Source organism: Brevibacterium epidermidis NBRC 14811 (assembly GCF_001570805.1).
Classification (GTDB): Bacteria; Actinomycetota; Actinomycetes; order Actinomycetales; family Brevibacteriaceae; genus Brevibacterium; species Brevibacterium epidermidis.
This window is the reverse complement of the sequence record NZ_BCSJ01000003.1, coordinates 302,219-326,923: the sequence shown is the minus strand read 5'-3', so window position 1 is coordinate 326,923 and position 24,705 is coordinate 302,219. Positions and strand designations below refer to the sequence as shown.

22 protein-coding genes, 1 tRNA gene and 1 pseudogene are annotated in these 24,705 nt (G+C 65.3%); 8 read left to right on the top strand and 16 right to left on the bottom strand.

Translation table 11 applies throughout. The features are described from left to right. Positions 1-49 precede the first annotated feature (49 nt). Positions 50-144: transfer RNA gene (locus BEP01S_RS03155), tRNA-Sec, on the bottom strand. A gap of 199 nt (positions 145-343) precedes the next feature. On the opposite strand from BEP01S_RS03155, the gene BEP01S_RS03150 reads away from it, so the two are divergent. Further along, on the top strand, positions 344-4,291 hold the full coding sequence (locus tag BEP01S_RS03150; protein ID WP_062240466.1) for a phosphodiester glycosidase family protein: 3,948 nt from the start codon (positions 344-346) through the stop codon (positions 4,289-4,291). 111 nt (positions 4,292-4,402) lie between these two features. Next, entirely contained in the window at positions 4,403-5,389 is a 987-nt protein-coding gene (selD, locus tag BEP01S_RS03145) for a selenide, water dikinase SelD (RefSeq protein ID WP_062240465.1), read from the top strand. A gap of 6 nt (positions 5,390-5,395) precedes the next feature. Here selD and BEP01S_RS03140 read toward each other — a convergent pair whose 3' ends face one another. The 7 genes and pseudogenes from BEP01S_RS03140 to BEP01S_RS03105 form a co-directional block, all read right to left on the bottom strand. Continuing rightward, the gene (locus BEP01S_RS03140; RefSeq protein ID WP_062240463.1) at positions 5,396-5,617 is read right to left on the bottom strand and encodes a hypothetical protein; all 222 of its coding nucleotides are present in this window, start codon (positions 5,615-5,617) and stop codon (positions 5,396-5,398) included. 317 nt (positions 5,618-5,934) lie between these two features. After that, positions 5,935-7,224, bottom strand: coding sequence for an NrfD/PsrC family molybdoenzyme membrane anchor subunit (nrfD, locus tag BEP01S_RS03135; RefSeq protein ID WP_062240461.1), 1,290 nt, complete (start codon positions 7,222-7,224; stop codon positions 5,935-5,937). Beyond that, on the bottom strand, positions 7,221-8,348 hold the full coding sequence (locus tag BEP01S_RS03130) for a 4Fe-4S dicluster domain-containing protein (RefSeq protein ID WP_062240459.1): 1,128 nt from the start codon (positions 8,346-8,348) through the stop codon (positions 7,221-7,223). The genes nrfD and BEP01S_RS03130 overlap by 4 nt, the downstream gene beginning before the upstream one ends. A 419-nt stretch (positions 8,349-8,767) precedes the next feature. After that, positions 8,768-11,929, bottom strand: a pseudogene (fdnG, locus tag BEP01S_RS03125) (formate dehydrogenase-N subunit alpha); the annotation flags it as partial. A gap of 163 nt (positions 11,930-12,092) precedes the next feature. Beyond that, a complete protein-coding gene (locus tag BEP01S_RS03115) occupies positions 12,093-12,800 on the bottom strand; it encodes a class I SAM-dependent methyltransferase (RefSeq protein WP_083532486.1) in 708 nt (235 codons plus the stop codon). Next, a complete protein-coding gene (gene trxA, locus BEP01S_RS03110) occupies positions 12,797-13,234 on the bottom strand; it encodes a thioredoxin (RefSeq protein ID WP_039211761.1) in 438 nt (145 codons plus the stop codon). The genes BEP01S_RS03115 and trxA overlap by 4 nt, the downstream gene beginning before the upstream one ends. A gap of 93 nt (positions 13,235-13,327) precedes the next feature. Further along, a complete protein-coding gene (locus tag BEP01S_RS03105) occupies positions 13,328-14,446 on the bottom strand; it encodes an LCP family protein (protein ID WP_062240455.1) in 1,119 nt (372 codons plus the stop codon). 518 nt (positions 14,447-14,964) lie between these two features. Here BEP01S_RS03105 and BEP01S_RS03100 point away from each other — a divergent pair. From BEP01S_RS03100 to BEP01S_RS03090, 3 genes are all read left to right on the top strand, one after another. After that, the gene (locus BEP01S_RS03100; RefSeq protein WP_062240453.1) at positions 14,965-15,168 is read left to right on the top strand and encodes a cold-shock protein; all 204 of its coding nucleotides are present in this window, start codon (positions 14,965-14,967) and stop codon (positions 15,166-15,168) included. 227 nt (positions 15,169-15,395) lie between these two features. Next, positions 15,396-15,584 carry a hypothetical protein gene (locus tag BEP01S_RS03095; protein ID WP_062240452.1) on the top strand — a complete coding sequence of 63 codons (189 nt, stop codon included), beginning with the start codon at positions 15,396-15,398 and terminating at the stop codon, positions 15,582-15,584. Beyond that, the gene (locus BEP01S_RS03090) at positions 15,556-16,131 is read left to right on the top strand and encodes a GNAT family N-acetyltransferase (RefSeq protein ID WP_244882032.1); all 576 of its coding nucleotides are present in this window, start codon (positions 15,556-15,558) and stop codon (positions 16,129-16,131) included. Before BEP01S_RS03095 ends, BEP01S_RS03090 begins: the two co-directional genes overlap by 29 nt. Positions 16,132-16,202: 71 nt before the next feature. On the opposite strand, the gene BEP01S_RS03085 is transcribed toward BEP01S_RS03090, so the two are convergent. Next, positions 16,203-16,847, bottom strand: coding sequence for a GNAT family N-acetyltransferase (locus BEP01S_RS03085; protein WP_062240450.1), 645 nt, complete (start codon positions 16,845-16,847; stop codon positions 16,203-16,205). Between the two features lie 98 nt (positions 16,848-16,945). Here BEP01S_RS03085 and BEP01S_RS03080 point away from each other — a divergent pair, with 98 nt between their 5' ends. Beyond that, positions 16,946-17,572, top strand: a complete 627-nt coding sequence (locus tag BEP01S_RS03080; RefSeq protein ID WP_062240448.1) for an HAD family hydrolase — start codon at positions 16,946-16,948, stop codon at positions 17,570-17,572. A gap of 60 nt (positions 17,573-17,632) precedes the next feature. Further along, positions 17,633-17,896 carry a peptidase dimerization domain-containing protein gene (locus BEP01S_RS17060; protein ID WP_062240446.1) on the top strand — a complete coding sequence of 88 codons (264 nt, stop codon included), beginning with the start codon at positions 17,633-17,635 and terminating at the stop codon, positions 17,894-17,896. On the opposite strand, the gene BEP01S_RS03070 is transcribed toward BEP01S_RS17060, so the two are convergent. Together BEP01S_RS03070 and BEP01S_RS03065 are read right to left on the bottom strand one after the other, a co-directional pair. Then, on the bottom strand, positions 17,851-18,258 hold the full coding sequence (locus BEP01S_RS03070; protein ID WP_062240444.1) for an acyl-CoA thioesterase: 408 nt from the start codon (positions 18,256-18,258) through the stop codon (positions 17,851-17,853). The two genes, BEP01S_RS17060 and BEP01S_RS03070, sit on opposite strands and share 46 nt — an antisense overlap. Positions 18,259-18,357: 99 nt before the next feature. Beyond that, complete coding sequence (locus BEP01S_RS03065) at positions 18,358-18,858, bottom strand: SRPBCC family protein (protein ID WP_062240442.1); 501 nt, start codon at positions 18,856-18,858, stop codon at positions 18,358-18,360. Positions 18,859-19,201: 343 nt separating this feature from the next. Between BEP01S_RS03065 and BEP01S_RS17200 the strand changes: the two genes are divergently transcribed. Further along, complete coding sequence (locus BEP01S_RS17200) at positions 19,202-19,324, top strand: hypothetical protein (protein WP_266096034.1); 123 nt, start codon at positions 19,202-19,204, stop codon at positions 19,322-19,324. A 2-nt stretch (positions 19,325-19,326) separates the two neighbouring features. On the opposite strand, the gene BEP01S_RS03055 is transcribed toward BEP01S_RS17200, so the two are convergent. The 5 genes from BEP01S_RS03055 to BEP01S_RS03035 all read right to left on the bottom strand — a co-directional run bounded on the left by BEP01S_RS03055 (position 19,327) and on the right by BEP01S_RS03035 (position 24,694). Beyond that, a complete protein-coding gene (locus tag BEP01S_RS03055; RefSeq protein ID WP_062240439.1) occupies positions 19,327-20,157 on the bottom strand; it encodes a uroporphyrinogen-III synthase in 831 nt (276 codons plus the stop codon). Positions 20,158-20,180: 23 nt separating this feature from the next. After that, positions 20,181-21,086 carry a LysR family transcriptional regulator gene (locus BEP01S_RS03050; RefSeq protein WP_039212427.1) on the bottom strand — a complete coding sequence of 302 codons (906 nt, stop codon included), beginning with the start codon at positions 21,084-21,086 and terminating at the stop codon, positions 20,181-20,183. A 39-nt stretch (positions 21,087-21,125) separates the two neighbouring features. Beyond that, the gene (locus tag BEP01S_RS03045; protein WP_062240438.1) at positions 21,126-21,827 is read right to left on the bottom strand and encodes a hypothetical protein; all 702 of its coding nucleotides are present in this window, start codon (positions 21,825-21,827) and stop codon (positions 21,126-21,128) included. 14 nt (positions 21,828-21,841) lie between these two features. Beyond that, positions 21,842-23,179 carry a replicative DNA helicase gene (gene dnaB, locus BEP01S_RS03040; protein WP_039211746.1) on the bottom strand — a complete coding sequence of 446 codons (1,338 nt, stop codon included), beginning with the start codon at positions 23,177-23,179 and terminating at the stop codon, positions 21,842-21,844. A gap of 132 nt (positions 23,180-23,311) precedes the next feature. After that, positions 23,312-24,694, bottom strand: a complete 1,383-nt coding sequence (locus BEP01S_RS03035; protein ID WP_062240437.1) for an FtsX-like permease family protein — start codon at positions 24,692-24,694, stop codon at positions 23,312-23,314. Positions 24,695-24,705 lie beyond the last annotated feature (11 nt).

Genomic DNA, 24,705 nt, shown 5'->3' with positions numbered 1-24,705 from the left:
GATGCGGGGTCACGGCGGGGCCGCTGAGTCGGCGGGACCGCGAAACGGTTGGCGGAGGCGGACGGGAATCGAACCCGCCAGACCGAGATACTCGGTCTCACTGGTTTTGAAGACCAGGGCGCCCACCAGGACACGGACGCCTCCATAAGGAATCCTATCGCGGGTGTGAGCGAGGTGAAGCGAAGGGCCGATGCGGCCGGGGCGGCGCTCGTTTGACCAAACGAACCAGTATCGAGCGCGCCGGTACCGATCTTCCGACCGAGTTCACTCACCATTCGCTCAGGCTTCTCCGAGCGCGGCTTAAGGTGACAAGGTTCCCAGCCATCACCGCTCGAAGGTCGTCATGCCCTCTTCGCTTCATCCTGCCTGGTCACACCGCCGATCCCATCCCGCCGGAGCGCGACTTTTCATCCCCGCCATCCTCGCCACACTGGCGGTCCTCGCTGCCCCTATCGCACCCACCGGATCGCTTCCCAGTCTTCCGGGTCCCGCCTCAACGCCGGCCTATGCGGCACCGCAGAGTGATGACGACCTCGGCAGGGACGGGTCGGCACTGCGCGACGTCGAAACCAAACGCGTGGCTCCGGGACTCGACCTGACGAACTTCTCCCGTCTCGAGGACGGAGGGTGGAACAACGGCAATGTGCTCACCGCGGACCTCACCACGGACTCCCTGTCGATGGACGTCCGCGACACGGGAAAGGTCGCCGGCGCCGGTACCACCAGCGAGATCATGGCGGGCGGACCCGAGGGGAAGAAGGCCGTGGCCGCCGTCAACGGCACGTTCTTCGACATCAACCAGTCGTGGGCACCGATCTACACCTCGGTGTCTCGGGAGGGAATGCGCATCGGCTCGAAGGAGGCCAAACCGGCGCTCACGCTCGAGGACAAGAAGGCAGCCGTGTCGATGCTCTCCGCGGCGGGAACGCTGACCCATGACGGGCAGGAGACGGAACTCGGCGGATTGAACAACCCGGAGCTGAGTCCCGACACCATCGGTGTGTACAACGAGGCGTGGGGAGACCATACGCTCGACCGTCCGGTCGGCGGCCCCGATGACATAGCCGCCGAGGTCGCCCGCGTCACTGTCGTCGACGGAAAGGTCACCGAAACCTCGGGCATGGTGGACGAAGCGGGCGACCCGGAAATCCCGGCAGACGGACAGGTCCTACTCGGCCGCGATGCCGGGGCGAAGACGCTGTCGGAACTCGAAGTCGGCGACGACGTCGATGTCGAGATCGGACCGAGCGAGGATGTCGACATGGGGATCGCGGGCAGCCACCAGATCCTGGCCGACGGCTCGGTTCCCGACCTCCCCGCCGGCGACCTCGAAGACACCGAACACCCGCGCACCGCGGTGGGCATCAGCAAGGACGGTTCGGAGCTGTTCGTCACCACCATCGACGGACGCAGCGAGTCCTCGGGAGGCATGAGTCTCGAGGACATGGGCGAGTTCTTCGCTGACATCGGCGCCTACAACGCGGTCAACCTCGACGGCGGCGGGTCGACGACGATGCTCGCCCGCACAGCCGGCGCAGATGCTCCGGCACTGCAGAACGACCCGTCCGACGGTAAGCAGCGCACCGTCGCCAATGCCCTCGTCTTCTACTCAGACGCCCCCGCAGAGCAGCTGGCCGATGCGCAGATCGAACCCGAACTCGACGGACAGACCACCGTGCTCAAGGGGCTGAGCCGATCGATGAGGGGTACCGGGCTCGGTAAGAATCTCGAACCGATCGCCTCCTCCGGAACGTTCTCCGCCGACGGCGGAGTGAAGCTCGCCGACTCCGATGAGTCGAACGCCCGCGTGACCGGTGAGACCACCGGCAAGGGTCGCGTGAGCTATGCCGTCGACGGGCACACCGCGCGACAGGACCTCGATGTGCTCGGCGAACCGGTCGGACTCTGGCCGAGCGCGCGGAGCATCAACCTCGAGGACGCCCAGGACTCGCAGACGGTGTCCCTGACCGGCTTCGACTCCGAGGGCAGGCGTTCTCTCATCGAAACCGGCGACATCGACGTCGACGCCGACGAAGGGCTGACGGTCGACACCGACGGACTCGGCGAACTCGTCGTCTCCGCCGATTCGTCGACGGCTGGGAAAGGCAAGGACTCCCGCGACGACGAACCGACGTCCGGGAACGTGAAGCTCACCGTCGGAGACGTGACAACGACGATCCCGGTGACCGTCGGCACCGAAACGACCGAGGTCCTCGACTTCTCCGACACCTCGGCGTTCACCGACGGCCACGATCGGGCCACCGGCTCATTCACCGCAGGTGAGCCCAGCCCTGATGGCAAGCCGAGCATCGATCTCACATATGACTTCTCCACCTCCTCGGCGACGCGCGGCTACTACCTCATCCCGAAGGAGCCGGTGAAGCTGGAAGGCAACACGGTGGCGTTCGAGATGATGGTCCGCGGCGACGGCACCGGGGCCTGGCCGAGGCTGCAGGTGAGCACTCCCGACGGCACAGTGACGAACATCGACGGCGACCACATCACCTTCGACGGGTGGCAGAAGGTCCGCTTCACCGTCCCCGAGGGGCTCTCCCAACCGCTCACCCTCGAACGAATCCGGATGATGGAGACCCGGTCTGCCGAGAAGTACAAGGGGGACATTTCGATCTCCGACCTCCAGGCGATCTCCACGCCTGAGACCGACGATCCGGCCACCTCGGCGCGGCATGATCCGGCGCTGCTGACGACCGGGACCGTCGCTGACCGTCCGCAGAACATCGCCGTGATGAGCGACGCCCAGTTCGTCGCCACCGACCCGGATTCCGAAGCTGTCAAGGGTGCCAGGCGGACGCTCAAGGAGATCCGTGCCGCAAAGCCGGATCTGCTCGTCATCAACGGCGACCTCGTCGACGAGGCCTCTCAGGAGGATTTCGACCTGGCGAAGACGATCATCGACGAGGAGTGGGATGAGTCGATCCCCTACATCTACGTGCCTGGCAACCACGAGATCATGGGTGGGGAGATCGACAACTTCGAGGCCGCATTCGGTTCCCCGACGGGCGAGCACACCGTGGGGCGGACGAAGATCGTGACCCTGAATTCCTCGGACGGGACCCTCAACGGCAGCGATGATTCGCAGTTGAACATGCTCGAAGACGCCCTCGACGAGGTGGCCGAACGTGACGAGCTGACCGGCATCACCGTGTTCTTCCACCATCCCCCGCAGGATCCGCTGCCGTCGGAGACGAGCCAGCTCGGGGACCGACGGGAGGCCGCGGAACTCGAGAAGAAGCTCGGAGAGTTCCGCAAGGACAGCGGGAAGTCCGCGGCCGTGATCAACGGCCACGTAGGAGCATTCCACGGGTCCGCGATGGAGGGCGTGAGCTACCTGATCAACGGCAATTCCGGGAAGGATCCGGCCGGCACCCCGGCGACCGGCGGATTCACCGGGTGGACGATGCTCGGCATCGATCCCGGCGTCGGCGACGTCGGGGACGATCCGACCACAGCCGATAGGGTCGGCTGGCTGGCCGCGGAGACGAAGCCGCGCGTCGATTCGATCTCACTCGAGGCACCCGGCTCCCTGGCCCCGGGCCAGTCCGCGGACGTCGCGGCGTCCTTCACACAGGGTGAGCGCACCGTTCCCGTCGGGTGGCCGGCGACCGCCCAATGGGGCGGCGACGGTGTCGTGGTCGATTCCGGCGCCGAGGTGGACATGCAGCAGGCGACGGGTGCGAAGGTCAGTGCCCAGTCAGTGAAATCAGGGGTCCCCGAGGCGGCCTCCGACGTCGTCCGCGTCAACCCGGCGACGGGTCAGATCACCGCGGAGAACCCGGGAACCGCGGTCCTCGAGGTCACCGTCAACGGCAAGACTGCGAAGGCCACCGTCGAGGTCGCGGGGGAAGAACCGCCTCCGGGTCCCGGCGATGACGACGGATCGGCCGACAGCGGCGGATCCGCCGACAGTGCGGGAGCTGAGGACGGCTCCGACGCTTCCTCCACGGGAGGCGAGGACGGCTCATCGGAGGGGTCGGACGATGACGGCGCCTCGACCAAGGCCTCGGCCGGTGCCGATGAGGATTCCTCGGCGGGAAGCGGTTCGGCCGGAGCCTCGTCGAATGCCTCTTCGAGTGCCTCGTCAGGAAGCGGCGCAAACGTGGACGGATCGTCCGACGGGGGCGGATCGTCCGACGGGGGTGGGGATCTGCCACGCACCGGCGGACCGGTTCTGCTCACCGCACTGCTCGGCGCGTTGCTGGTCATCGGCGGAATCATCGCCGTCCGCGCGGCCCGCGCGCGGCGGGCCGGCCGTCCGGCGGGGAGGCACTGACCCGGGCGAACGACCGGCCGTGCGCCCGTACGGAGGTGCACGGTCGCCTCGGTGACAGAATGGAATCGGGCGTCCGCCGACGGCCTTGACCGCCGGTGTTAGTCTCGCAGTATGACTGCGATTCAGGACCGTCTGACCTCGTTCGCCCACGGTGGAGGATGCGCCTGCAAGATTCCCCCCGGCGAGCTCGAGGATGCGGTGCGCGGGTTGGTCGGTCAGTCCGGTCCCGATGTCCTCGTCGGCCTCGACGACGGCGATGATGCCTCGGCGGTGCGGGTCCGAGACGACCTCGCGGTGCTCTCGACGGCGGACTTCTTCACCCCTGTCATCGACAATGCCTACGACTGGGGGCGCATCGCCGCGGCCAATGCCCTGTCCGACATCTACGCGATGGGCGGGACCCCGGTCACGGCGATCAACCTCGTCGGATGGCCGCGGGAGAAGCTGCCGATGGAGCTGCTCACCGAGGTTCTGCGCGGCGGGCTCGATGTTGCGGCGCAGGCGAACTGCCCCGTCGCCGGCGGTCATTCGATCGACGATCCCGAGCCGAAGTACGGGATGGCCGTGACGGGCGTGGCCCACCCGGATGAGCTCATGCGCAATGATTCCGCCGAGGCGGGTCTGCCGCTGACATTGACGAAGCCGATCGGGGTGGGGATCCTCAACAACCGACACAAAGTCACCGGTGAGACCTTCGACGAGGCGATCGCCACGATGACCGCGCTCAACGCCGAGGCCTCACGGGCGGCTGTGGCTGCAGGCGTGCGGGCAGCCACGGACGTCACCGGTTTCGGCCTGCTCGGGCACCTGTTCAAGATGGCACGGGCCTCCGGAGTCGGAGCGGTCATCGATGCGGCTGCGGTGCCCCGCCTCGACGGAGTCGATGAGTCGATCGCTGCCGGATATGTCTCCGGTGGGACCCGGCGCAACCTCGACTGGGTGCGGCCGAACCTTACTGCCGATGATTCGGTAAGTGAGGACGACCTGCTGCTCCTGGCCGATGCGCAGACGTCGGGTGGACTGCTGGTCGTGGGCGAACTGCCTGGTCACCCCGTTATCGGCGAGATCGTCGCCGGCTCAGGCGTGCACGTGCGGTGAGGGGCACTATCGGCGCGGGGTGACGTCCTCGTCGCGGAACTGGCGGAAGCTGGACGTGAAGAACCAGAAGAAGGCACCGGTGAAGAGACCGGCCAGGAGTGTCTGCCACCAGTTGAACATCTCATTGCTCCAACCGAGGAAATTCATCCCGAAGTAGATCAACGGGAAGGCCATTGCCACAAACACACCGAGCTTGATGCTCTGGCGGTCCTTAAGCAACTTCTTCATAGTTCTCTCACGCTACCCGACGCACTTCAATTTGCAAGCACTGTTGCTGAATAAGGTGCCTGGTGAGGCTGTTTTTGAGACCAATCGGCGTTCGCCGAGGGAAATTTCGCGACGATATCGAGCATCCTTTATCGGTCCTCACAAACCACCCCGTTGCACCGAGGTGTTTTGGCACTAAAGGCGAGGGGTTCCATAGGAACTGTAGGAAGACCCACTCGCGAGTGGGTGCTGGCACTACCGGCGCCCAGCAACACGAACAGTGAGGGGTGCTCACGGTGGGGGCGCTCGCGCTTAGCGGTGATGTCCCGCCCGCGCGCCTACCGCCCGGTGGTGATGGAGTCGTCGGTGATGCCCGCCGCGCGACGCTCTTCGAGGCGAGCGCGCTGCGGTTCGACCACGTGACGCGGGTCCTTCGTCGATTCGATGCCGGCCTCGAGCATTCCGAAGCGCGTATACGCCGAGGCGGCCGCCAAGGCCGCACCGGAGACGACGGACAGTCCGCGCAGCACAGCACGCGTCTTCCAGCTCCGCTTTGCTACCCCAGCAGAGCCTGCACTTCCGACAGCCTCAGCAACTGCGCCAGCCACACCTGAAGCACTCGCTGAGCCGCCAGAGCTACGCCCACCCAGCTTCTTCGCGAACACGCGCGCCCCCACCTCGACGGCGGCGGCACCGACGGCTCCGGCGATGAGCAGCTTCTCGGCCCGGTGGAGCTTGTGTCCGGGTTCGCCGTCGTCCATCGGATCGACCTCGGCCGGGTGCATGCGCTTCTTCATCGCCGACATCGCATAGGCCTCACCGGCAGTCCCGGCGAGCGCGAGCAGCCTGGCCGGTCCGGTCTCGGCGACCGGCGCCAATGCCATCGCGGCGCCTCCGGCGGCCATGGAAGCCGAGGACACGAACACAAACGGCAGACCATTGCGACCGGCAGCGTTCCACGTCGGAACGGCCGTCGCCCCCAGAAGCACGGCGGTATATGCGGCCAGCGGTGTGGCAAAGAAGGCGGACTCAACAGCGGCTGGCGTCTCCAGACCGTGGAGCACCTTGCGCAGCGGGCCCAGGGGCAGCAGCTTCTCACCCGTGATTCGGTCGAGTTCGATCGCGAAGGTCACACCCGATCCGACGCCGAAGCCCGAGAGGATCCACGTGCCCAAGCTCATCGGCGACGACACTTTGACCACGCGCATCATGTTGAGGAACCGTTCGGGCCGGCCGAGGTCGGCCACGAGTGCGGCACCGCCGATGCCGGTCGCGGCGATCGCGGTCATCCGGGAGGCGATGCGCATGCCGGGCCGGTCGGTCAGTTGTGCGCCGAAGCCCAGCAGAGATGAGCCCCCGGCCAGACCGCCGAGGAACAGGTACGCACCGATCTCGTCGCCCCACGGTGGAGCCTTGACGATCGGTCGGCCGTAATACGAGGTGAATTCGACGTCCTCGACCATCGGCATCTCACGGTTGCCATCGGCTCCGCGGTTCTTCCACCCGCCGCCCCGTCGACCACCGGAACCGCCAGGTCCGCCGGGACCTCCACGGCCGCCTCGGCGACGTTTTCTGCGTCCGCCTTCGGGCTCGGGTGGGCGGTAGGAATCGTATTCTGATGTGCTCATGAACGGCGGCTCCCGAGGAACGCGAGTCCGGCGGCGGCGACCATGCCCAGCGCCGCGATTCCGGCGTTGGCGTACATCTTCGGCAGGTCCTTCGTCGCGACCCGCGGGTCGGGCGGCAGGCCGTAGACCTCGGGTTCGTCGAGGAGGAGGAACACGGATCCGGTGCCGCCGACCCCGTCGTTCGGGTTCGCCCCGTACAGGCGGGCCTCGGTCAGGCCCTTCGCGTGGAGTTCGGCCACGCGCTCATGTGCCTGGTCGACCATGTCCTGACGGTCGCCGAACTTGATCGACTGGGTCGGGCAGGTCTGCGCGCAGGCGGGTTCCTGACCTTCGACGAGGCGGTCGTAGCAGAGGGTGCACTTGTTCGCTGTGCCCGCGTTCGGCACGTCCATGTCCGCGGCTTTGCGGTCATCGCGGTCGGTGGGGGTGTTGATCGTGCCGTCGTCGCGGCGTTCGATGACGCCGAAGGGGCAGCCGGCCACGCAGGTGCCACAGCCGTTGCAGACGTCGTTCTGAACGACGACGGTGTCGAATTCGGTGCGGAAGAGCGCACCGGTCGGGCAGACGTCGAGGCAGCCGGCGTGAGTGCAGTGTTTGCACACGTCAGAGGACATCAGCCACCGGAAGTCAGCGGTGTCCGGAGGGGTCGTGTCGACGCCGGACAGGTCGGTCGGCTCCAAGGCTCCGGGGGCCAAGAGGTCGACGTTCAGTTCAGGAGTCGTCGGCAGTCCGGCGGAGTTCCGGCCCTCGGCAGCGGCTCCCAAAGCCCCGTCCAACGGTTGTGCACCAGCGTTCTCATCGGTGCGCGGGCGGATCGTGGGCATGCCGAGGTTGACGAGTTTGCGTCCGGATTCCCGCGCCTGCTCGATGCGTTCTGAATCCTGTTCGATGAACGCGACGTGCCGCCAGGTGTTCGCACCGAGGCTGCCAGTGTTGTCGTAGGAGGAGCCGAGCAGTTCGAAGGTGCCGTCCTGAGGGTTGTTGTTCCACTCCTTGCACGCAACCTCGCAGGCTTTGCAGCCGATGCAGATCGAGGTGTCGGTGAAGAATCCCTTGCGGTTGTGCGCGGAATCGTGCCAGTGCCCGTCCGCGAGCGCGCCCCCATCGATCGTCGGTGTCGACATCAGTCGTCCTCCTCCTCGTTCTCCTGCCGGTCCCGGGCAGCGCGGGCGCGAGATTCCGCTTCGGCCACCTCGGTGTCGGCGATCGCACTGCCGTCGGCGTGCCGTCCGTGGTCGGGGTCCCCGTCGGTGGGGTCCCCGTCGTCGGCGCGGTTCGCCACAGCCGTCTCAGTCGGTTCGGCGGACTCGGTCGCCTCGGCGGGTTCGATGGTGATCCTGCCGCTGCGATCCTCGGCGCTGTCGACCGTCGCCGAGGCGGTCGTATCGTTCCGATCGGAACTTCCCTGCGGTCCCCCGTCCAGGGTCTTTCCGGGGGTGACGCCGACGGCCGAGTCGCCGCCTCGGTGAGCGTGCCCACCAGAGCTGCGACCATGTCCGGCGTCGTGGGAGGTCTCGACATCCTCGGCGGACACCGTGACCTGCTGGTTGCCCGATTCGGGGCTGAGCCCGGCCTCTCGCTGGTACTTCTCGACGAAGTCGACGAGTTCGGGTCCGCGGGGACGGCGGCCGGGCATGATCGTTCCGGCCACGTACTTGCTGTTCTGGATGTAGACGTTGGGGTCCATCGTCACACCGAGCAGGTCGTTGGCGGAGTCGCCTTCGACGACGGCTCCCGTGCCGCCCACGCCCCAGTGATAGGGCAGGCCGATCTGGTGGACCGTCTTCCCGCCGATCGTCAGCGGGGTCATGCGGCGGGTCACGAGGACGCGGGCCTCGATGGCCGCCCGCGGGGAGACCAGGGTCGCCCATCCGTAGGGTTCGAGACCCACCTCGGCGGCGAGTTCCGGTGAGATCTCGCAGAACATCTCCGGCTGCAACTCCGACAGGTACGGCAGCCACCGGGACATGCCTCCGGCGGTGTGGTGCTCGGTGAGACGGTAGGTGGTGAACACATAGGGGAAGACCTCGGATCCGGGCACTCCGGCACCGGGTGCGGACAGGTTGTCCTCGCGGCGCATGACCATCCGGGTCGGGCTGTTCTGCTGTGAGTACAGCGGGTTCGTGACCGTCGATTCCTGCGGTTCGTAATGAGTGGGAATCGGTCCGTCGATCATGCCGCTGGGTGCGAACAGCCACCCTTTGCCGTCGGCCTGCATGATGAAGGGATCATCGCCGTCGAGGTTCGCGGGACCCCCGTAGGCGGCATCCGATCGGGCGGCAGGGGCTCGGTCGATCGGGAAGTCGGGCACGTCCTTGCCGGTCCACTTCCCGGTCTCCTCGTCCCACCACACGAACTTCTTCCGCTCCGACCAGGGAGTTCCGTCGGGTGCGGCGGAGGCACGGTTGTACAGGATCCGACGGTTCGCCGGCCATGCCCACGCCCATTCGGCGGCGGTCTCGTCCTGCTCGTCGCGCGGTTTGCGGCGCGCGGCCATGTTCTGGCCTCCCGCGTAGACACCAGCGTAGATCCAGCAGCCTCCTGCGGTGGCACCGTCGTCGGTCATCTGGTTGAAGTTCTCCAGCGGCTCACCGTCGCGCTCACCGCCGATGAAGTAGCCGTTGATCTCCTTGACGACCGCCTCGGCGTCGACTTCGCCCTCGTCGTCGACCGGGTAGTCCCAGGTCATGTCGAGCAGCGGCCGATCTCGGGGGTCGTCGGAGTCCTTCAGCTTCTCGCGCACGGCTTGGCCGAGTTCGAAGAAGAAGTCGAGCTCGCTCTGTGCGTCCCCGGGCGGATTGACGGCCTTGTGGCGCCACTGCACGAGACGCTGAGTCTGCGTGAACGTGCCGGCCTTCTCCGTGTGGTTGGCCGCCGGCAGGAAGAACATCTCGGTGTCGATGTCCTCGGTCTTCAGCTCCCCGGTCTCGATCTCGGGGCCGTCCTTCCACCAGGTGGCGGATTCGATGAGGCTGAAGTCGCGCACAACCATCCACTTCAGGTGGCTCATCGCCATGCGCTGCATGCGCCCGTTGGCCGATCCCACGGCCGGGTTCTGTCCGAGCAGGAAATAGCCGTCGACGCCGTCGTTGAGCATGCGCACCGCGGTCTGGTAGGTGCCGTGGGCGCCGTTGATGCGCGGCAGATAGTCATAGGCGAAGTCGTTGTCTTTCGTCGCCGCATCGCCCCACCAGGCCTTCAGCAGGCTGGTGGCGTAGGCGCGACCGTTGGCCCAGTAGCCCTTATGGGTCTCCGGGGTGCCGACGGCTGCGACGTAGTCGTCGAAGGTGTCGTGGACTCCGGCGCTGGGCATCGGCAGGTAGCCGGGCAACAGGTTGAACAGGGTCGGGATATCGGTCGATCCCTGAATCGTCGCGTGCCCGCGCAGCGCCATGATTCCGCCGCCCGGACGACCCATATTGCCCAGCAGGAGCTGGAGGATCGAGGCGGTGCGGATGAATTGCGCGCCGAGGGTGTGCTGAGTCCAGCCGACCGCGTAGGCGAAGCACGTGGTCCGTTCCCGGCCCGAGTTCTCGGTCACCGATTCGTAGAGGTAGTCGAAGTCAGCGGGCTTGATTCCGCAGTTCTCCTCGACCATTTCGGGCGTGTAGCGCGAGTAGTGGTGCCGCAGGATCTGGAAGACCGACTTCGGGTTCTCCAGGCTGGGGTCCTTGAGCGGTGCACCGTGCTCATCCGTCTGATAAGACCACGTCGAGTTCTCGTACGAGTTCGTGTCCGGGTCGAATCCGGAGAACAGTCCGTCGAGATCCTCGGTGTCGACATAGTCGTCGCTGATGAGGTTCGCGGCGTTGGTGTAGGCGCGCACGTACTCGTCGAAGTAGCGTCCCTCGGTCAGGACACGGTTGATGAGCGCACCGAGCAGCACGATGTCGGAGCCGGCCCGGATGGGCACATGCTTATCGGCGATCGCGGTGGTGCGCGTGAAACGAGGATCGACGTGGATGATGCGGGCACCACGGGCCTTGGCCTCGGTCACCCATTGGAAGCCCACGGGGTGGCACTCGGCCATATTGGAACCCTGGATGATGATGCAGTCCGCATTCGCCATATCCTGGACGGGTTGTGTGGCGCCGCCGCGCCCGAACGAGGTTCCCAAACTGGGAACCGTGGCGGAGTGTCAAATACGCGCCTGGTTCTCGATCTGTATTGCCCCGGCCGCGGTGTAGAGCTTCTTCGCGAGGTAGTTCTCCTCGTTGTCGATCGTTGCTCCGCCGAGGCTGGCGATGCCCATCGTCCGCCGCAGCGGGTGGCCTTTGTCGTCGAAGTCCTCCCAGTGGTTGCGGCGGGCTTCGATGAACCGGTCGGCGATCATGTCGATCGCGGTCGGCAGGTCGATCTTCGTCCAGTCCTTGGCCTTCGGGGCCCGGTAGAGGACGTCGGTGACTCGGCCCGGGTTGTTGACGAGCTGTTCGCTGGCTGCACCCTTCGGGCATAGGCGTCCGCGCGAGATCGGTGAGTCCGGGTCGCCTTCGATCTGCACGACCTTGTCGTCCTTGACGAAGATCTTCTGTCCGCAGCCGACGGCGCAGTACGGGCACACGGATTGGACGACCTTGTCGGCCGTGACCGTGCGTGGGGTGGTGTCTCGAGTCTGCTGGGACACCACGGATTCGCCGCGTCCCGTCTTGTCCGACGTGCGGAATTGCCGGAGTACCGGCCACTCGAGGAAGCTGAACCGAGCCATGGGACCACCATAGCCCCTCAGAGGTCGGAAATGCACCAGGTGAGACCGGGTTTTCGGCCGCGTCCCAGGGGGTGGGAATCACCCGGATCGCCGAGGCGGCTGCGCGGTCAGGATCGACCGTGCAGCCGCCTCGTCGTTGGGTGCCTTGTACGGTTCGTTGAGTTCAGACCCGGCGGGCCAGGAGGATCGCGTCCTCGAGTTCGGCAGGCTCGCCCGACGGTGAGGTCACCTGGCGGGTGCGGGTGTCGGCGAGTTCGATCTCCCACCGGTCCGGGCTGGCGCCGATGAGGAGTGCGAAGTCTCCGTTCGGGCTGACCGGTTCGTGGTGGTGTTCCATGCCGTGGTCGAACTTCTCATTGTGTTCGGCGGCCCACGGCGGCATCGTCGCATGGGAGACGAGCAGGAGGGCCCCGCCCGGTGCCACGTGTGCGGCGACGCGGGTCAGGAGCTCTTCTCGGGTGTCGGGCAACCGGGTGTGGAGGAATGATCCGGTGACGAGGTCGAAGCCGCCTCGGCGATTGTCGTCCTCAGGTTCCCAGGTGGAGACGTCGGCGACGGCGAATTCGGCGGAGACGCCGCGGGATTCGGCGGCCCGGCGGGCACGGTCGATGGCCGTGGTCGAGAGGTCGATACCGGTGGCGTCCCACCCGTTCTCGGCCATCCAGACGACGTCGGCGCCTTCACCGCAGCCGACGTCGAGGACGCGGCCGGCGGTCATCTCCGAGACGATGGCCACGAGGGACTCGTTCGGGTTTCCGGACCAGATGGCGTCGTCGGAGTCGGCGTAGCGCTCTTCCCAGGCGGCCACGGAATCGGGCACGCCGGAGTTGTCGGCGTGGCTGTGATCGTTGTGGCTTCTGGTCGCGGTCACTTGTCGACGCCCGGGTCCGCCGGGATCGAATCGGGTGCGGCACCGTCGGCGCCGTCGGTCTCTGCGGCAGCGGCGGCTTCCTGCTTGGCCAGTTCGGCACGGACTTCGTCCATGTCGAGTCCCTTGACGGCGGTGATGACCTGTTCGAGCTGCGGGGCGGCGAGCGCACCGGGTTGTGCGAAGACGACGATTCCCTGGCGGAAGGCAACGAGGGTCGGGATCGAGGAGATCGCGAAGAGACCGGCCAGCTGCTGTTGGGCTTCGGTGTCGATCTTGCCGAAGACGATGTCGGGGTTGGCCTCGGCGGCCTGTTCGAAGACCGGGGCGAACTGCTTGCAGGGGCCGCACCAATCGGCCCAGAAGTCGAGGAGGATGATCTCGTTGTCGTTGATGGTCGACTCGAAGTTGTCTTGCGTGATTTCGATCGTAGACATGTCGTCCAGTCTAGGAGCCGCGGATGAATATCGCCTGGACAGTGGTGCTCGACGGCTCTCTGCCGGGTTCAGTCGGGTCAGCCCGGGCTGGCTTCAGCCGAGGACGTCGGCGATCGGTGAGTCGTCGATGATGGCGGTGAACACGTCGTCCGCCTCGGCGGATTTGACCACCCGGTTGGGGTTCTCCGGCGCGGGTGCCCACGGCATGATCTCGAAGGTGATGTCGTCCTCGGGAACTGAGGCCACCGTCGTGGCGAGGGAGGCGAGCGCTCGCATGGAGTCGAGTTCGTCGTCGACGCCGATCGTCGAGGTCACGGCGTCGAGGAATCCGTAGAGGCGGTCGGGCCGGGTGAGGACTTGGCCGCTCTTGGCGCGGTCGATGATGGCTTCCATGACCATCTGCTGATTGCCCATGCGGGAGATGTCGCTGCCATCGCCCACGGCGTGCCGCGTCCGAGCCAATGCGAGGGCGTCGTCACCGCCGATCGTCTGCTCGCCTGCGGGCAGGTCGAGGTTCGCCTTCGGGTCCGTGAGCGGTTCATCTAGGTCGACGGTGATCCCATCGAGTGCGTCGACGATCGCAGCGAATCCGTCGAAGTCGACGTTGATGAAGTGGTCGACACGCACCCCGGTGAGCACCTCGGCGGCCGAGACCGAGCAGGCAGGTCCGCCGTTGAGGGCCGAGTTGATCATCCCGTGCGTGGCCGCTGATGCGCCGTGGCCGGTGTCGTCGCAAGCCGGAATGTCCATGATCGTGTCACGTGGGATCTGCACGGCGTCGATGCGGTCGCCGTCGGCGGCGACGTGGGCGAGGATCATCGCATCGCTGCGGGCTCCCTCGGCGCTGCCGAATCCCTTCACCGAGGAGGTCCCGGAGTCCACATCGGAACCCGAGTCTGTATCATCGGTGGTTTCCTTCGCCGAGTCGAGATCGCGGGTATCAGAACCGATGATGAGGACGTTCGTCTCATCGGTGAGCTTCTCCGGAACGTCGCCGCCATGAGCGCGCAGCGGTGAGGAGGAGATGTTCGCGCCGAGGTTGTGCACCGCCACCGCGATCGTCACCGGGGCAGCGATGATGAGGACCGCAGCCACGGCGACGAAGGTGCGTCGGCGCCGGTACTTCGCGGCGAGGCGTTGCTGTCGGCGGGGTCCTGGCGGCGCTGGTGTCTCTCGGTTGTCCACGGTCGGGTGCTCCTGCGTCCGGGGCATGGCGGATTGCATACAAAACGGAATGTATACAATCCTAAACAGCCGCACGGTCGAGCGCACAACACTGTGTGTCATCTCTCGATAGAAATCTCTTGGTCGAAATCACCAGAGGGGCGATCGCTCTGTTAAGCTTGAATCGTTCCCGTACAGAAATGTGCGGAGCAGATGGTGTCTGAAGAGTAGGTAGATTCGCTCGTCACCATGTGTTTGTCCGTCGGCGCGTGTCTGCCTTCCGCGCCCCTCATGATTTTCCAGTTCAGTCGTTTTTCGACTTCCGTCCAGCACTTTCGAGTGCATGATCGAAACCGAGTATCCCCACGATTTCGTCTGAGACAGAGACCTCTCATCGGAGAACTCATCCTCACCATGAATTCCAAGTCCTCGGTTCACCCACAGATTTTCGTTGGATCTGCGTCTGAAGATCCAGTCCAGCCAGCGGGAAAGCCGAATCCAGCAATGGGTTCGACCATCACGATCGCAGCAGCGGTCATCAGTTAAAAAATAAGGATACAAAGATTATGGCAACAGGTACCGTGAAATGGTTCAACGCGGAAAAGGGTTTCGGATTCATCCAGCCTGACGACGGTTCGGCTGACGTGTTCACTCACTTCTCCGCGATCGAAGCCTCCGGCTACCGCGAGCTCACCGAGGGTCAGAACGTCGAGTTCGACTCGGAGATGGGCTCCAAGGGCCTGCAGGCGACTCGCGTCCGCGGCCTCTGAGACTCTTTGAGAGTCTCACCTAGAGACTTCTGAGATTCACCAGCGACCCTGCGTTCACCCACTTGGTGTGAACGCAGGGTCGCTGTCATCTCCTCCCCAATTGCTACCTGACGGGGGCCTAGATACCTGGCGCCAGGTTGCTGGGCCGCCGTCACCGGCGTTGACAGGCACCCTTGCTCTACTTAGAGTCAGTGCCAACGGCCGTGAACCCTGACGTTGGAGGAGCGATGAAGCACTCGGTACTCACCCGTTGGATCGTCGCATTCATCCTGTTCGCCGCCGCCTGCATACTGAGTTCCCAGGCGGCGCCGTTCCATGACTTCGCCGCATTTCTGTGGCTCTTGGCCCTCGTACTCATGATCACCGCCACGACACTCGCGGTCATTCGTGACCGTCGACGACGCCGATCTGGCTGAACACTCCGGCAGCTTCACGCACTTCGGCCCGCCCGGTTATCCTGAACTCATGCCGCCCTGCGACACTCCTCGTCTGCGCCTGCGGGAGATGACCGACGACGATCTCGACGATATGGCCGCCCTCCTCGGCGATCCGCAGGTGATGGAGTATTACCCTCACCCCAAAGACCGCACCGAGGCGGCTGCGTGGATCCGGTGGAACCGACGCAATTACGCAGAGCACGGGTTCGGTCTGTGGATCGTGGAGACGCACAAAGGTGAGTTCCTCGGCGACTGCGGCCTGACTTGGCAGACCGTCAACGGCGCACCTCACCTTGAGGTCGGTTTTCATGTGAAGCCGTCCGACCAAGGTAATGGGTTCGCCACCGAGGCGGCTCTGGCCTGCGTCGATCACGCTCGTGAGCTCGAGGTGGCTGCAACACTGACCGCCATCATCCACCGAGACAATCGACCGTCGCAGCGAGTGGCAGAGAAGCTCGGGATGCAGCGCAACCCCGAACTCCGACACAAGTCCCCCGACCACGAGGTGTTCTCCCTGGGCCTGTGACCGCCCTAATTGCTACCTGACGGGGGCCCAGATACCTCGCGCGAGGTTGCTGGGCCGCCGTCAGGTAGCAATTAGTGGTGGTCTAGGAAAGTGCAGAAGTCCTCGACTCCGCTGAGCTCGATGTCGTTCCGCCGTCTGGTTTCCCACGCCTCGCGGGTCAGGCGCCAGCGTTGGATGCGTCCCGGCTCGCCTCGGCGGATGTCCCAGTCGACGCCGTTGCGCTCGTACCCCAAGGCTTCAGACACCTTGTTCGATCCGATGTTGTCGACGAACGCATCGGAACCGGCCTCACTCGCCCCGAGCCCCGCGAACGCGAGATGCAACAGAGCACTGCGCATCTCGGTGCCGAGGCCGCGACCGCGCACATCCGTCGACAGCCAGGAGAATGACGCGAACGTCCCGCAGGAGTCGAATTTCTCCGCAATGAGATCCTGCATCCCCACTGCCTCACCATCGACGAGGACAGCGAAGGCCAACCGGAAGTCAGAAGGAGAGAAGCGTCCCCGTCCACGCCATACGCTCTGGAGCCACCTGCTCACCCGCACGTCCGGGTCGGACTCGTAGAACGACATCGGATCGTCGTAGGGGGCGGGTTCCGCGAAGACCTTGCCGTCCCGCACGAGAGGGGCGAGCGCCGCGAGCATCTCATCGTCGGCGCCGACGAGTTCGAGTCGGGGAGTCTTCACCCGGATCTGCAATGGCGGGTAGCCGATCATGCAACCAACCTAGGCCAGCCGGCCCGAATCCACAATCGTCCGGCAACTCCAGGTAGCGTGGGGTTCGACTCCAGGATGCCGATAGCAGGTGGTGGCCCATGACCGAACCCGATCGCCCGACCCCGACGACCGTCGTCTTCGACCTCGGCAATGTGCTCATCGGCTGGGACCAGACAGGACCTCTGGCCGATCGCATGAGTGCCGATGAATGGCATTCCTTCGCCGAGGCGGCCGACTTCCCCACGCTCAATACCGCAGCTGACTCCGGCGTTCCGATCACCGATATCGTCGCCCGAGCCGCCGAGGCGGACCCCCGCCACGGTGAGATCGTCGCCGGCTACTACGAGAACTTCGACAAGTCCCTGACCGGTCCGATCGACGGCATGGCCGAGATCGTCGCAGATCTCAAGACCGCCGGCATCCGCCTGGTCGGGCTGTCGAACTGGTCGGCCGAGACCATCCACCATGCCCCCGTCGTCGCGCCTGCGATCAGCGAACTCGAAGACATCGTCGTCTCGGGAAAGGTCGGCCTCGTCAAACCCGATCCGGCAATCTTCGAACTGACCCGGGACCGATTCGACCTCGACCCGGCCCGGACTGTCTTCGTCGATGATCTGCCCGCCAACGTAGAGGCAGCTGAACACCTCGGCTTCATCGGCCACGTGTTCTCAGGAGCCGCCACACTGCGCACGGACCTGTCCGAACGGGGGCTGCTCGCTCAATAGGGTGCTCAACTCGCGCCGCCCGGGCAACACCCCTGAACGGGCTCCTCACCCGCTGATCCTGTGAGAAATGTCCGCGTCGTCACCGTCGGTGCGTCGAACGCTGGGCCGAAGTCGAATATCACCCCTGATCGCGCCGAGCTGCTGCTCAACGTCCGCACCTACGACACTGCGGTGCGCAGGAGAGTCATCGCGTCGATCGAGCGGATCGTCCGCGGCGAATGCGAGGCCGAGGCGGTCCAGGAGGCGACACCTGCGACCGCGTCGGACCGCGGTCTCTCCTACGAGATCTTCTCGTGTGGTTCGGGCATTCGGTCTCGGTCATAGGTGATCGTCGTGTACCCGTGGGGAATCGGAGTGCCGTCCTCGTCGACTCCGACGAATACGATCTTGTCGATGCTGAGGATGGATCTGCGAGTGATCATATTGCGCACCCGGGCCCTCATCGTCAGTGAGGTGCGTCCGAAATGCGTGGCGAGGAGCCCCATCTCGATAAGATCGCCTTCCCTCGCCGAAGCCTGGAAGTCGATCTCGGAGATCAGCTTCGTCACAACTCGATGGTTGCCGAGCTGGATGATCGCGTAAATCGCGGCCTCCTCGTCGATCCACCTCAGCAGGCTGCCGCCGAAGAGGGAGCCGTTGGCGTTGAGGTCCTCAGGCCGCACCCATTTGCGGGTATAGAAGTTCATCCCCTCCACATCATGGCGGGCGGAGCTCTCAGTGGGCTGTGCCGTCGCTGTCATGCGATCAGAGTAGCGAGGAGTTGTTTCGCCCTCGTTTCGTCCGTGTCACCGCTTTTCGACGTCATCCTTCATGGCGGTGAGGGTTTGCCGGATGTTCAATCGCTGGAAGTCCGCGAAGCTTCGGCCCCGTGTGACGATGTGGTCGAAGACCCAGGCCAGCCAGTCGGGCCAAGAGCGGCGATCGTCTGTCCACGACTCCGTCACTCGAGTCGCCTCGCCGAGGTCTTCGAACTCGTACGCCCAGCTCGCGTTCGGTCCTTCGATGCTGGGAGTTCGGGGCCCGATCCGGCGCACGGTGAAGGCGAACCGTTTGCAGGGCACAGATTCGGTGACGACGCATTCGGTCACCCACGTCGCCGGCCCGCGACGGTTCGTGCCTTCGAAGACATCGCCTGTCTGCAGCGGACCTGCAGTCGTGCGCGTGCTGGCTCCGGTGTTCTCCGGGCTCCATCGGGCCATCTGGGTCGGATCGGCGATCTGCTCCCAGAGCCCGGCGGCGTCGGCTTTGATCACCATACTGTCGCTGACCTGCATCGTTCGCGTCATCGTCGTCCCTTCTCGATGTGGTAGTGCACGCACCTGAAACCGGCCGTGCACATGGCCCCATTCAAACACGGGTCCTGAATTAGCCTGGGCACATAGCCGACTCTGCGATGAACGACGAGATCATCGCCTTCCGCCTCCCCGCTCATCACCTCGGTGAGCGACTCAGCCACAACTCACTCCTTGACGCCGCGGGAGCCTGCGGCATCCAGAACAGGCCACCGGGACCCACTCTGACCGCACTCCATGCGTGGGGCGCCGACCGCATCCGACGACAGCGAACGCGACCGGACCAGATCCGAACTGCTGCGCCGCTGACTGCACTGCTATCAACCTTCGCCTGAGCATGACGATCGCAACCTTCGGCACCGTCCCGACGTCGGTGAAGAGCGCAGTGACCGCTGAGGCAGAGGCGATCGGCGCACTGCGCGAGTCAGACGCCGTCGACATCGAATTCGCGTCAGTTTGAGATCATTCGGCGAGTTCGCTGATCAGCACGCGAGCAAGGGCTCCGAGTCGGAATCGCTCGGGAATCACGGTTCTGATGCCCTGTTCATGCAGCGGTGCTGCGGTGACGTCGCCGACTGCTGCGGCCACCACCGATTCGTTGAACGCCTCGATCACGGCCGACAGCAGTCCCTGCTCCTCGGCCGCGGTGAGAAATGCTGCCGCCCCGGGTGCTGAGGTGAAGGCCACGGCATCGCACCTGCGCTCCGCGACGAGTCGGACCGCGTCGATCACGGCGGCCGGATCGGGTGCCGGACCCCAGCGGTAGATGACGAGGGAGCGGACATCGGCGCCAGCTGCGGCGAAGGCCTCATCAAGTCCGTCGGCGCCGGCACCGTGATGCTGTACGGCAATGCGCTCACCATCTACGCCCTCGCCGAGAAGGACCTGCTGGATCTCTGCGCTCGTTTCGGATTCCGCGACCCAGTGAGCGCTCAGTCCGGCCCCCTGAATCGCTCCGCGCGCCTTGGGGCCGCGGGCGTATATCCGTGCTCCGGCGAGCATCGAGTGCCATTCCTCGCGCAGACCCGCGGCTTCAGCCACGTCACCCCAGCCGGTGAATCCGACGCCGGTCGTGACCACGACGATGTCCGGCCTGTCCTCGATGAGTTCACGGGTGCAGGTGACGAGTTCAGGGTCGTCGATATGCGGGATGACGGACAGGGTCGGGGCGTGCACGATCTTGGCACCGTGACGCTCGAGGGCGGAGGCGAGCTGTTCCGCGCGCCGCTGAGCTGTGAGCACGATGCGACGTCCGACCAGCTCGTCGCCGATGTCAGTTTGGGGCTGGTTCATGCTCATATCCTGGTCGCGCAGTCTCACCGGGACAACTTCCGGCCTTCGAGAGCATCCTGGTGGGCGAGCATCTCATCCTTGAGTCCCTGGACGACGGCGGCGATCGCCGGTCGCCGCATCGAATCGGGTCTGAGCACCATCCAGTAGGGCAGTCGCTCGGCCACCGAATCGGGGAAGAGTCGCACGAGGTCGGGGTGACGGTCGGCCATGAAACACGGGAGGAAGCCGATTCCGGCACCCGCACGCGTCGCTTCGACGTGAACGAAGACGTTCGTCGAGGTCAGTGCATCCTTCATCTCGGGAAACAGCCGCCTCGGCGCATCGAGGTCGTCGACCTGGAGCATGGAATCGACGAAATAGACGAGCCGGTGGTCGCTGACTTCCTCCACCGAGGCGGGGGTGCCGTTGGCCGCGAGATAGTCACGCGAGGCGTAGAGACCGAGTTCGTAGTCACCGAGCTCGACCGCCTCTGCCCGATGCACGCGCGGTTCGCCGACGACGACCTCGATATCGAGACCGGACCGCTGCTGCAGGGCCTGCCTGGTGACGGTGACGATCTCGACGCTCAGCCCAGGATGCCGACGTCGCAGCTTCGCGACCGCCGGGGAGGCGACATAGGCGCTGAACCCATCCGTCGCGGTCATCCGCACCACTCCGGACACCGTCTCCGGGCCCTGGCCGGGACTCTCGAGTTCAGCGACCGCGGTCTCCATCTGTTCGGCCACCGCAACGGCTCGTTCCCCGAGGTCGGTCAGCTCCCATCCGTCATCCGAGCGAGCCAGCACGCGTCCGCCCAAGGACTTCTCCAAGGCGGCGATGCGGCGGGAGACCGTCGAGTGGGTGAGACCGAGGTTGTGTGCCGCCGTCGTGAATTTGGCGGTGCGGGAGACGGCCAGCAGCACGAGCAGATCGTTGGGAGTGGTGTCCATGCCTGCCATAGTGGCACACCGGCAGCAAGCGCGGCCTCGTCAGCGCACGTGGTCCTGCGACGGCGAACGCGTCCATCTCCGAAGCACGACGATCAGACAGATGATGAACACGATCCCCGAGGTGACCAGTCCGGTGACGAGGATGCCGATATCGGCAGGCAGATCCACGTCCTCGGCCGGTTTGGTCGGTGCCTTCCCCTCCGGATCGATGAGGACGGAAATCGTGTCGCCCTCATCGAAGTCGTCGTATCCGTCCTTGCCGCGGTAGATCAGCGGTTCGGCGACGGGGGTGCCGTCGGTGCGCTCGAGGCTGTAGGTATGAACATAGACCTGTCGCGACCTGGGCGGATTGGAACTGTGTACGGTCTTCTGTTCGACTTGATGATCGGCGACGACCACCTCGGTGAGCTCGCCGGCTTGCGACAAAGCGAGATCCTCGCCGAGCATCACAGTGCCGATGAGCGCAATGGCCACGAATGGTCCGGTGTACCAGTACGCCGGCGTGTGTCCCATGAACCTGCGCATCGCCAGAGTGACGCCGAGGAACACGAAGCATCCGACGATGATCGTGAACAGCAATTGGTCCGGATACAGGTATCCGATCGTGAAGACCGCACCCGTGCCGACGAAGAAGACAGCACCGGTGATGATGATGGTCAGCGGATTCCGGCTGCCCTGGTTCCAGCGGCGCTCACTCTTCCCGCCGTCACCCCACTTGCCGCGCATCCAGTAGGCGTCCATTCAAGCCCCGCTCGTCACTGCGGCATGTTGACGAATCGGGACTTCGCACCCTGGAACGCCACGGGGATGTCCATGGTCGGACCGGCACGGTGCTTGGCGACGATGATGTCGGCCTCACCGGCGCGTTCGTGTTCCTTGTCGTACATGTCCTCACGGTGGATGAGGAGGACCATATCCGCATCCTGCTCGATCGAACCGGACTCACGCAGATCCGAAATCATCGGCCGCTTGTCCGTGCGCTGCTCGCTGCCGCGGTTGAGCTGAGACAGTGCGATGACCGGAACCTCGAGCTCCTTGGCCAGCAGCTTGAGTGAACGGGAGAACTCCGAGACCTCCTGCTGACGGGACTCGACGCGCTTGCCCGAGGACATCAGCTGCAGGTAGTCGACGCAGACCATCTGCAGATTGTGCTGCTGTTTGAGCCGGCGGCACTTCGCGCGGATCTCCGTCAGCGCCATATTCGGCGAATCGTCGACGAACAGCGGCGCATTGTTGATCCGAGCCTCGGTCGCGGCCAGGGTCGTCCAGTCGTGGGGACTGAGTTCGCCGCGCCGCAGATTCTGCAGCGGAATCTCCGACTCGGCCGAGAGCAGACGCATGACGAGCTCGTTCTTGCCCATCTCGAGCGAGAAGAACACAGCGGCCGCATCGTTGTGGATCGCAGCCGAACGGATGAAGTCGAGCGCCAGAGTCGACTTTCCGACACCAGGACGGGCGGCGATGACAATCATCGTGCCCGGATGCAGACCGTTGGTGAGGTTGTCGAACTCGGTGAAGCCGGTGGGCACACCCGCGGTCTGGCCGTCGGTGTTGCCGTTGCGTTCGATCTCCTGGGCCACCTCGCCGAGGATGTCGGAGAGGATGACGTAATCCTCCGTCGTATGGCGTTCGGTGACCTTGTAGATCTCCGCCTGCGCGGAGTTCACGACGTCATCGGTGTCGCCTTCGGCGTCGTAGCCCATCTGCACGATGCGGGTGCCGGCCTCAACGAGGCGGCGCAGCACAGCCTGTTCGCTGACGATCGCGGCATAGTAGCCGGCGTTGGCGGCAGTCGGGACGGATGAGATGAGGGTGTGCAGGTAGGCGGCACCGCCGACGCGGGCGAGGTCACCGGTCTTCGTCAGGTAGTTCGCCACCGTCACCGAGTCCGCGGGCTCACCGCGGGAGTAGAGGTCGAGGACCGCCTCGTAGATGGTTTCGTGAGCGGGCTTGTAGAAGTCGTCGCCCTTCATCGTCTCGACACAGTCGGCGATGGCGTCCTTCGACAGAAGCATCGCACCGAGCACGCTCTGCTCGGCCTCGACGTCCTGCGGAGGGGTCCTCAGACCGTCATAGCCCTGGTCGTTGCTCACTCGATTTCCTCTTCCTCACAGCATCGGATCGCCCACCCTCATGTGGTGCGCTCCAACTGTACCCGGAGACCCGTTCCCGGTCCCATCGACCCGATACCCGTAAGCGTAGGACGCGGCACTGACACAGAACCTTCAGTCCCGAGTCCTTCCGGCCGTGGCCACGGAGTGCAGAATCGGCTTCGTCAGCTGCAGCCCACCACGGATGATGCCGATGCCGACGACCACTGTGAGCAGGATCGTGAGGAAGGTGACCGGTTCGAACACGAGCGCGGCTCCGGCCAGGGGCAGGACGAGCAGCAGCCCGAGCCCTCCGGCCAGCAGGGACACCCAGATCGCCGGGGCCATGACGGCCCGCACCAGCGCGCGGTGCAGCAGCTGAGGATCGGCGCCGGCCGCATAGAGGTCGGAGAAGGTGTCGGCTCGGTCGTAGATATCGGCGACCTGGTTGATCACTGCGGACACCGCGATGAGCACGATCGCGATGCCCATGACGAGCAGCACCCCGGTGAACATGTCGTGGAAGAGGTTGATATCGGAGGTGCCCATCGTTGCCGGGTCGTCCTCGGCGGCGTCGAGTCCGAGCTGCATCAGCGCCACCCCCGACCCGCAGACGGCCGCGGTGAACGAGGCCATCGCGAGTCCGGAAACGCGTCGCCAGAACCGTTTGGGTTCGTCGGAGACCAGGCGAGCCGCGACGAGGTGCTCCGGCGTGGCGGCCCGCCGACCGGACAGGTGAGCGAACCAGCGGACGAGGAGCCCGCCCAGGAGGTCGACGACGACCAGCCCGAGAGCGAAGAATCCGACCATCGCGCCGAGCACGATCCCCACGCCGAGACCGCCGCTCTGAGTGAGCGCGTACACGACCGGCAGCAGGCAGATCACGAGCACCGTGATGATGACCTTGGCTACAGGGAACTTCCGCTCGAGACTCTTCGTCCGCACCCCCAACGGAGAGACCGCGACCTTGCGCAGACCCAGCAGAGCCGATCCCGCACAGACCATGGCCAGGAAGACGACCACGACGAGGATGAGCCACGCGGGCATGAGCATGTTCTGGTACCCGATGGGTTCACCCATGAAGTGGATGAAGCTGACCGGCAGGGCCAGTCCCAGGTAGCCGACCACCCCGAGGACGATGCCTGCCAGGGCGGGAATCAGCGGTTCGGCCACGGCGAGCGCGGTGATCTGCGAGCGTCGGGCTCCGAGCAGCGACATCGTCGAGAGACGTTCGTCCTGTCGGCGTGCCGACAGCGTCGCCGAGGCCGAAGCCAGGGTGGAGGCGGGGATGATCAGCAGACCCGTGGCCAGCCCTGCCAGGGTCTTGTACATGATGGCGAATCCCTGTTCCGCGGGATCGGGGCTCGGCGGGATCTGGAAGAACATCCATGCCCCGGCCGCCACGGTGAGGAACAGCGTGGCGCATGCGAAGAACGCGGCGGCCACGAGCACCGAGCTCGCCGAGGTCAGCGATCTCCGTCCGAGGACGAGGGGAACTGCTGCGAAGGACGTGGACATCGTGTCTCCTC

What these genes read in the sequence shown, in the direction of transcription:
- BEP01S_RS03150 (WP_062240466.1), top strand. Translation starts at nt 344, where the DNA reads ATGCCCTCTTCGCTTCATCCTGCCTGGTCACACCGCCGATCCCATCCC.
- selD (WP_062240465.1), top strand. Translation starts at nt 4,403, where the DNA reads ATGACTGCGATTCAGGACCGTCTGACCTCGTTCGCCCACGGTGGAGGA.
- BEP01S_RS03140 (WP_062240463.1), bottom strand. Translation starts at nt 5,617, where the DNA reads ATGAAGAAGTTGCTTAAGGACCGCCAGAGCATCAAGCTCGGTGTGTTT.
- nrfD (WP_062240461.1), bottom strand. Translation starts at nt 7,224, where the DNA reads ATGAGCACATCAGAATACGATTCCTACCGCCCACCCGAGCCCGAAGGC.
- BEP01S_RS03130 (WP_062240459.1), bottom strand. Translation starts at nt 8,348, where the DNA reads ATGTCGACACCGACGATCGATGGGGGCGCGCTCGCGGACGGGCACTGG.
- trxA (WP_039211761.1), bottom strand. Translation starts at nt 13,234, where the DNA reads ATGTCTACGATCGAAATCACGCAAGACAACTTCGAGTCGACCATCAAC.
- BEP01S_RS03105 (WP_062240455.1), bottom strand. Translation starts at nt 14,446, where the DNA reads ATGCCCCGGACGCAGGAGCACCCGACCGTGGACAACCGAGAGACACCA.
- BEP01S_RS03100 (WP_062240453.1), top strand. Translation starts at nt 14,965, where the DNA reads ATGGCAACAGGTACCGTGAAATGGTTCAACGCGGAAAAGGGTTTCGGA.
- BEP01S_RS03095 (WP_062240452.1), top strand. Translation starts at nt 15,396, where the DNA reads ATGAAGCACTCGGTACTCACCCGTTGGATCGTCGCATTCATCCTGTTC.
- BEP01S_RS03085 (WP_062240450.1), bottom strand. Translation starts at nt 16,847, where the DNA reads ATGATCGGCTACCCGCCATTGCAGATCCGGGTGAAGACTCCCCGACTC.
- BEP01S_RS03080 (WP_062240448.1), top strand. Translation starts at nt 16,946, where the DNA reads ATGACCGAACCCGATCGCCCGACCCCGACGACCGTCGTCTTCGACCTC.
- BEP01S_RS03070 (WP_062240444.1), bottom strand. Translation starts at nt 18,258, where the DNA reads ATGAACTTCTATACCCGCAAATGGGTGCGGCCTGAGGACCTCAACGCC.
- BEP01S_RS03065 (WP_062240442.1), bottom strand. Translation starts at nt 18,858, where the DNA reads ATGACGCGAACGATGCAGGTCAGCGACAGTATGGTGATCAAAGCCGAC.
- BEP01S_RS17200 (WP_266096034.1), top strand. Translation starts at nt 19,202, where the DNA reads ATGACGATCGCAACCTTCGGCACCGTCCCGACGTCGGTGAAGAGCGCA.
- BEP01S_RS03055 (WP_062240439.1), bottom strand. Translation starts at nt 20,157, where the DNA reads ATGAACCAGCCCCAAACTGACATCGGCGACGAGCTGGTCGGACGTCGC.
- BEP01S_RS03050 (WP_039212427.1), bottom strand. Translation starts at nt 21,086, where the DNA reads ATGGACACCACTCCCAACGATCTGCTCGTGCTGCTGGCCGTCTCCCGC.
- BEP01S_RS03045 (WP_062240438.1), bottom strand. Translation starts at nt 21,827, where the DNA reads ATGGACGCCTACTGGATGCGCGGCAAGTGGGGTGACGGCGGGAAGAGT.
- BEP01S_RS03035 (WP_062240437.1), bottom strand. Translation starts at nt 24,694, where the DNA reads ATGTCCACGTCCTTCGCAGCAGTTCCCCTCGTCCTCGGACGGAGATCG.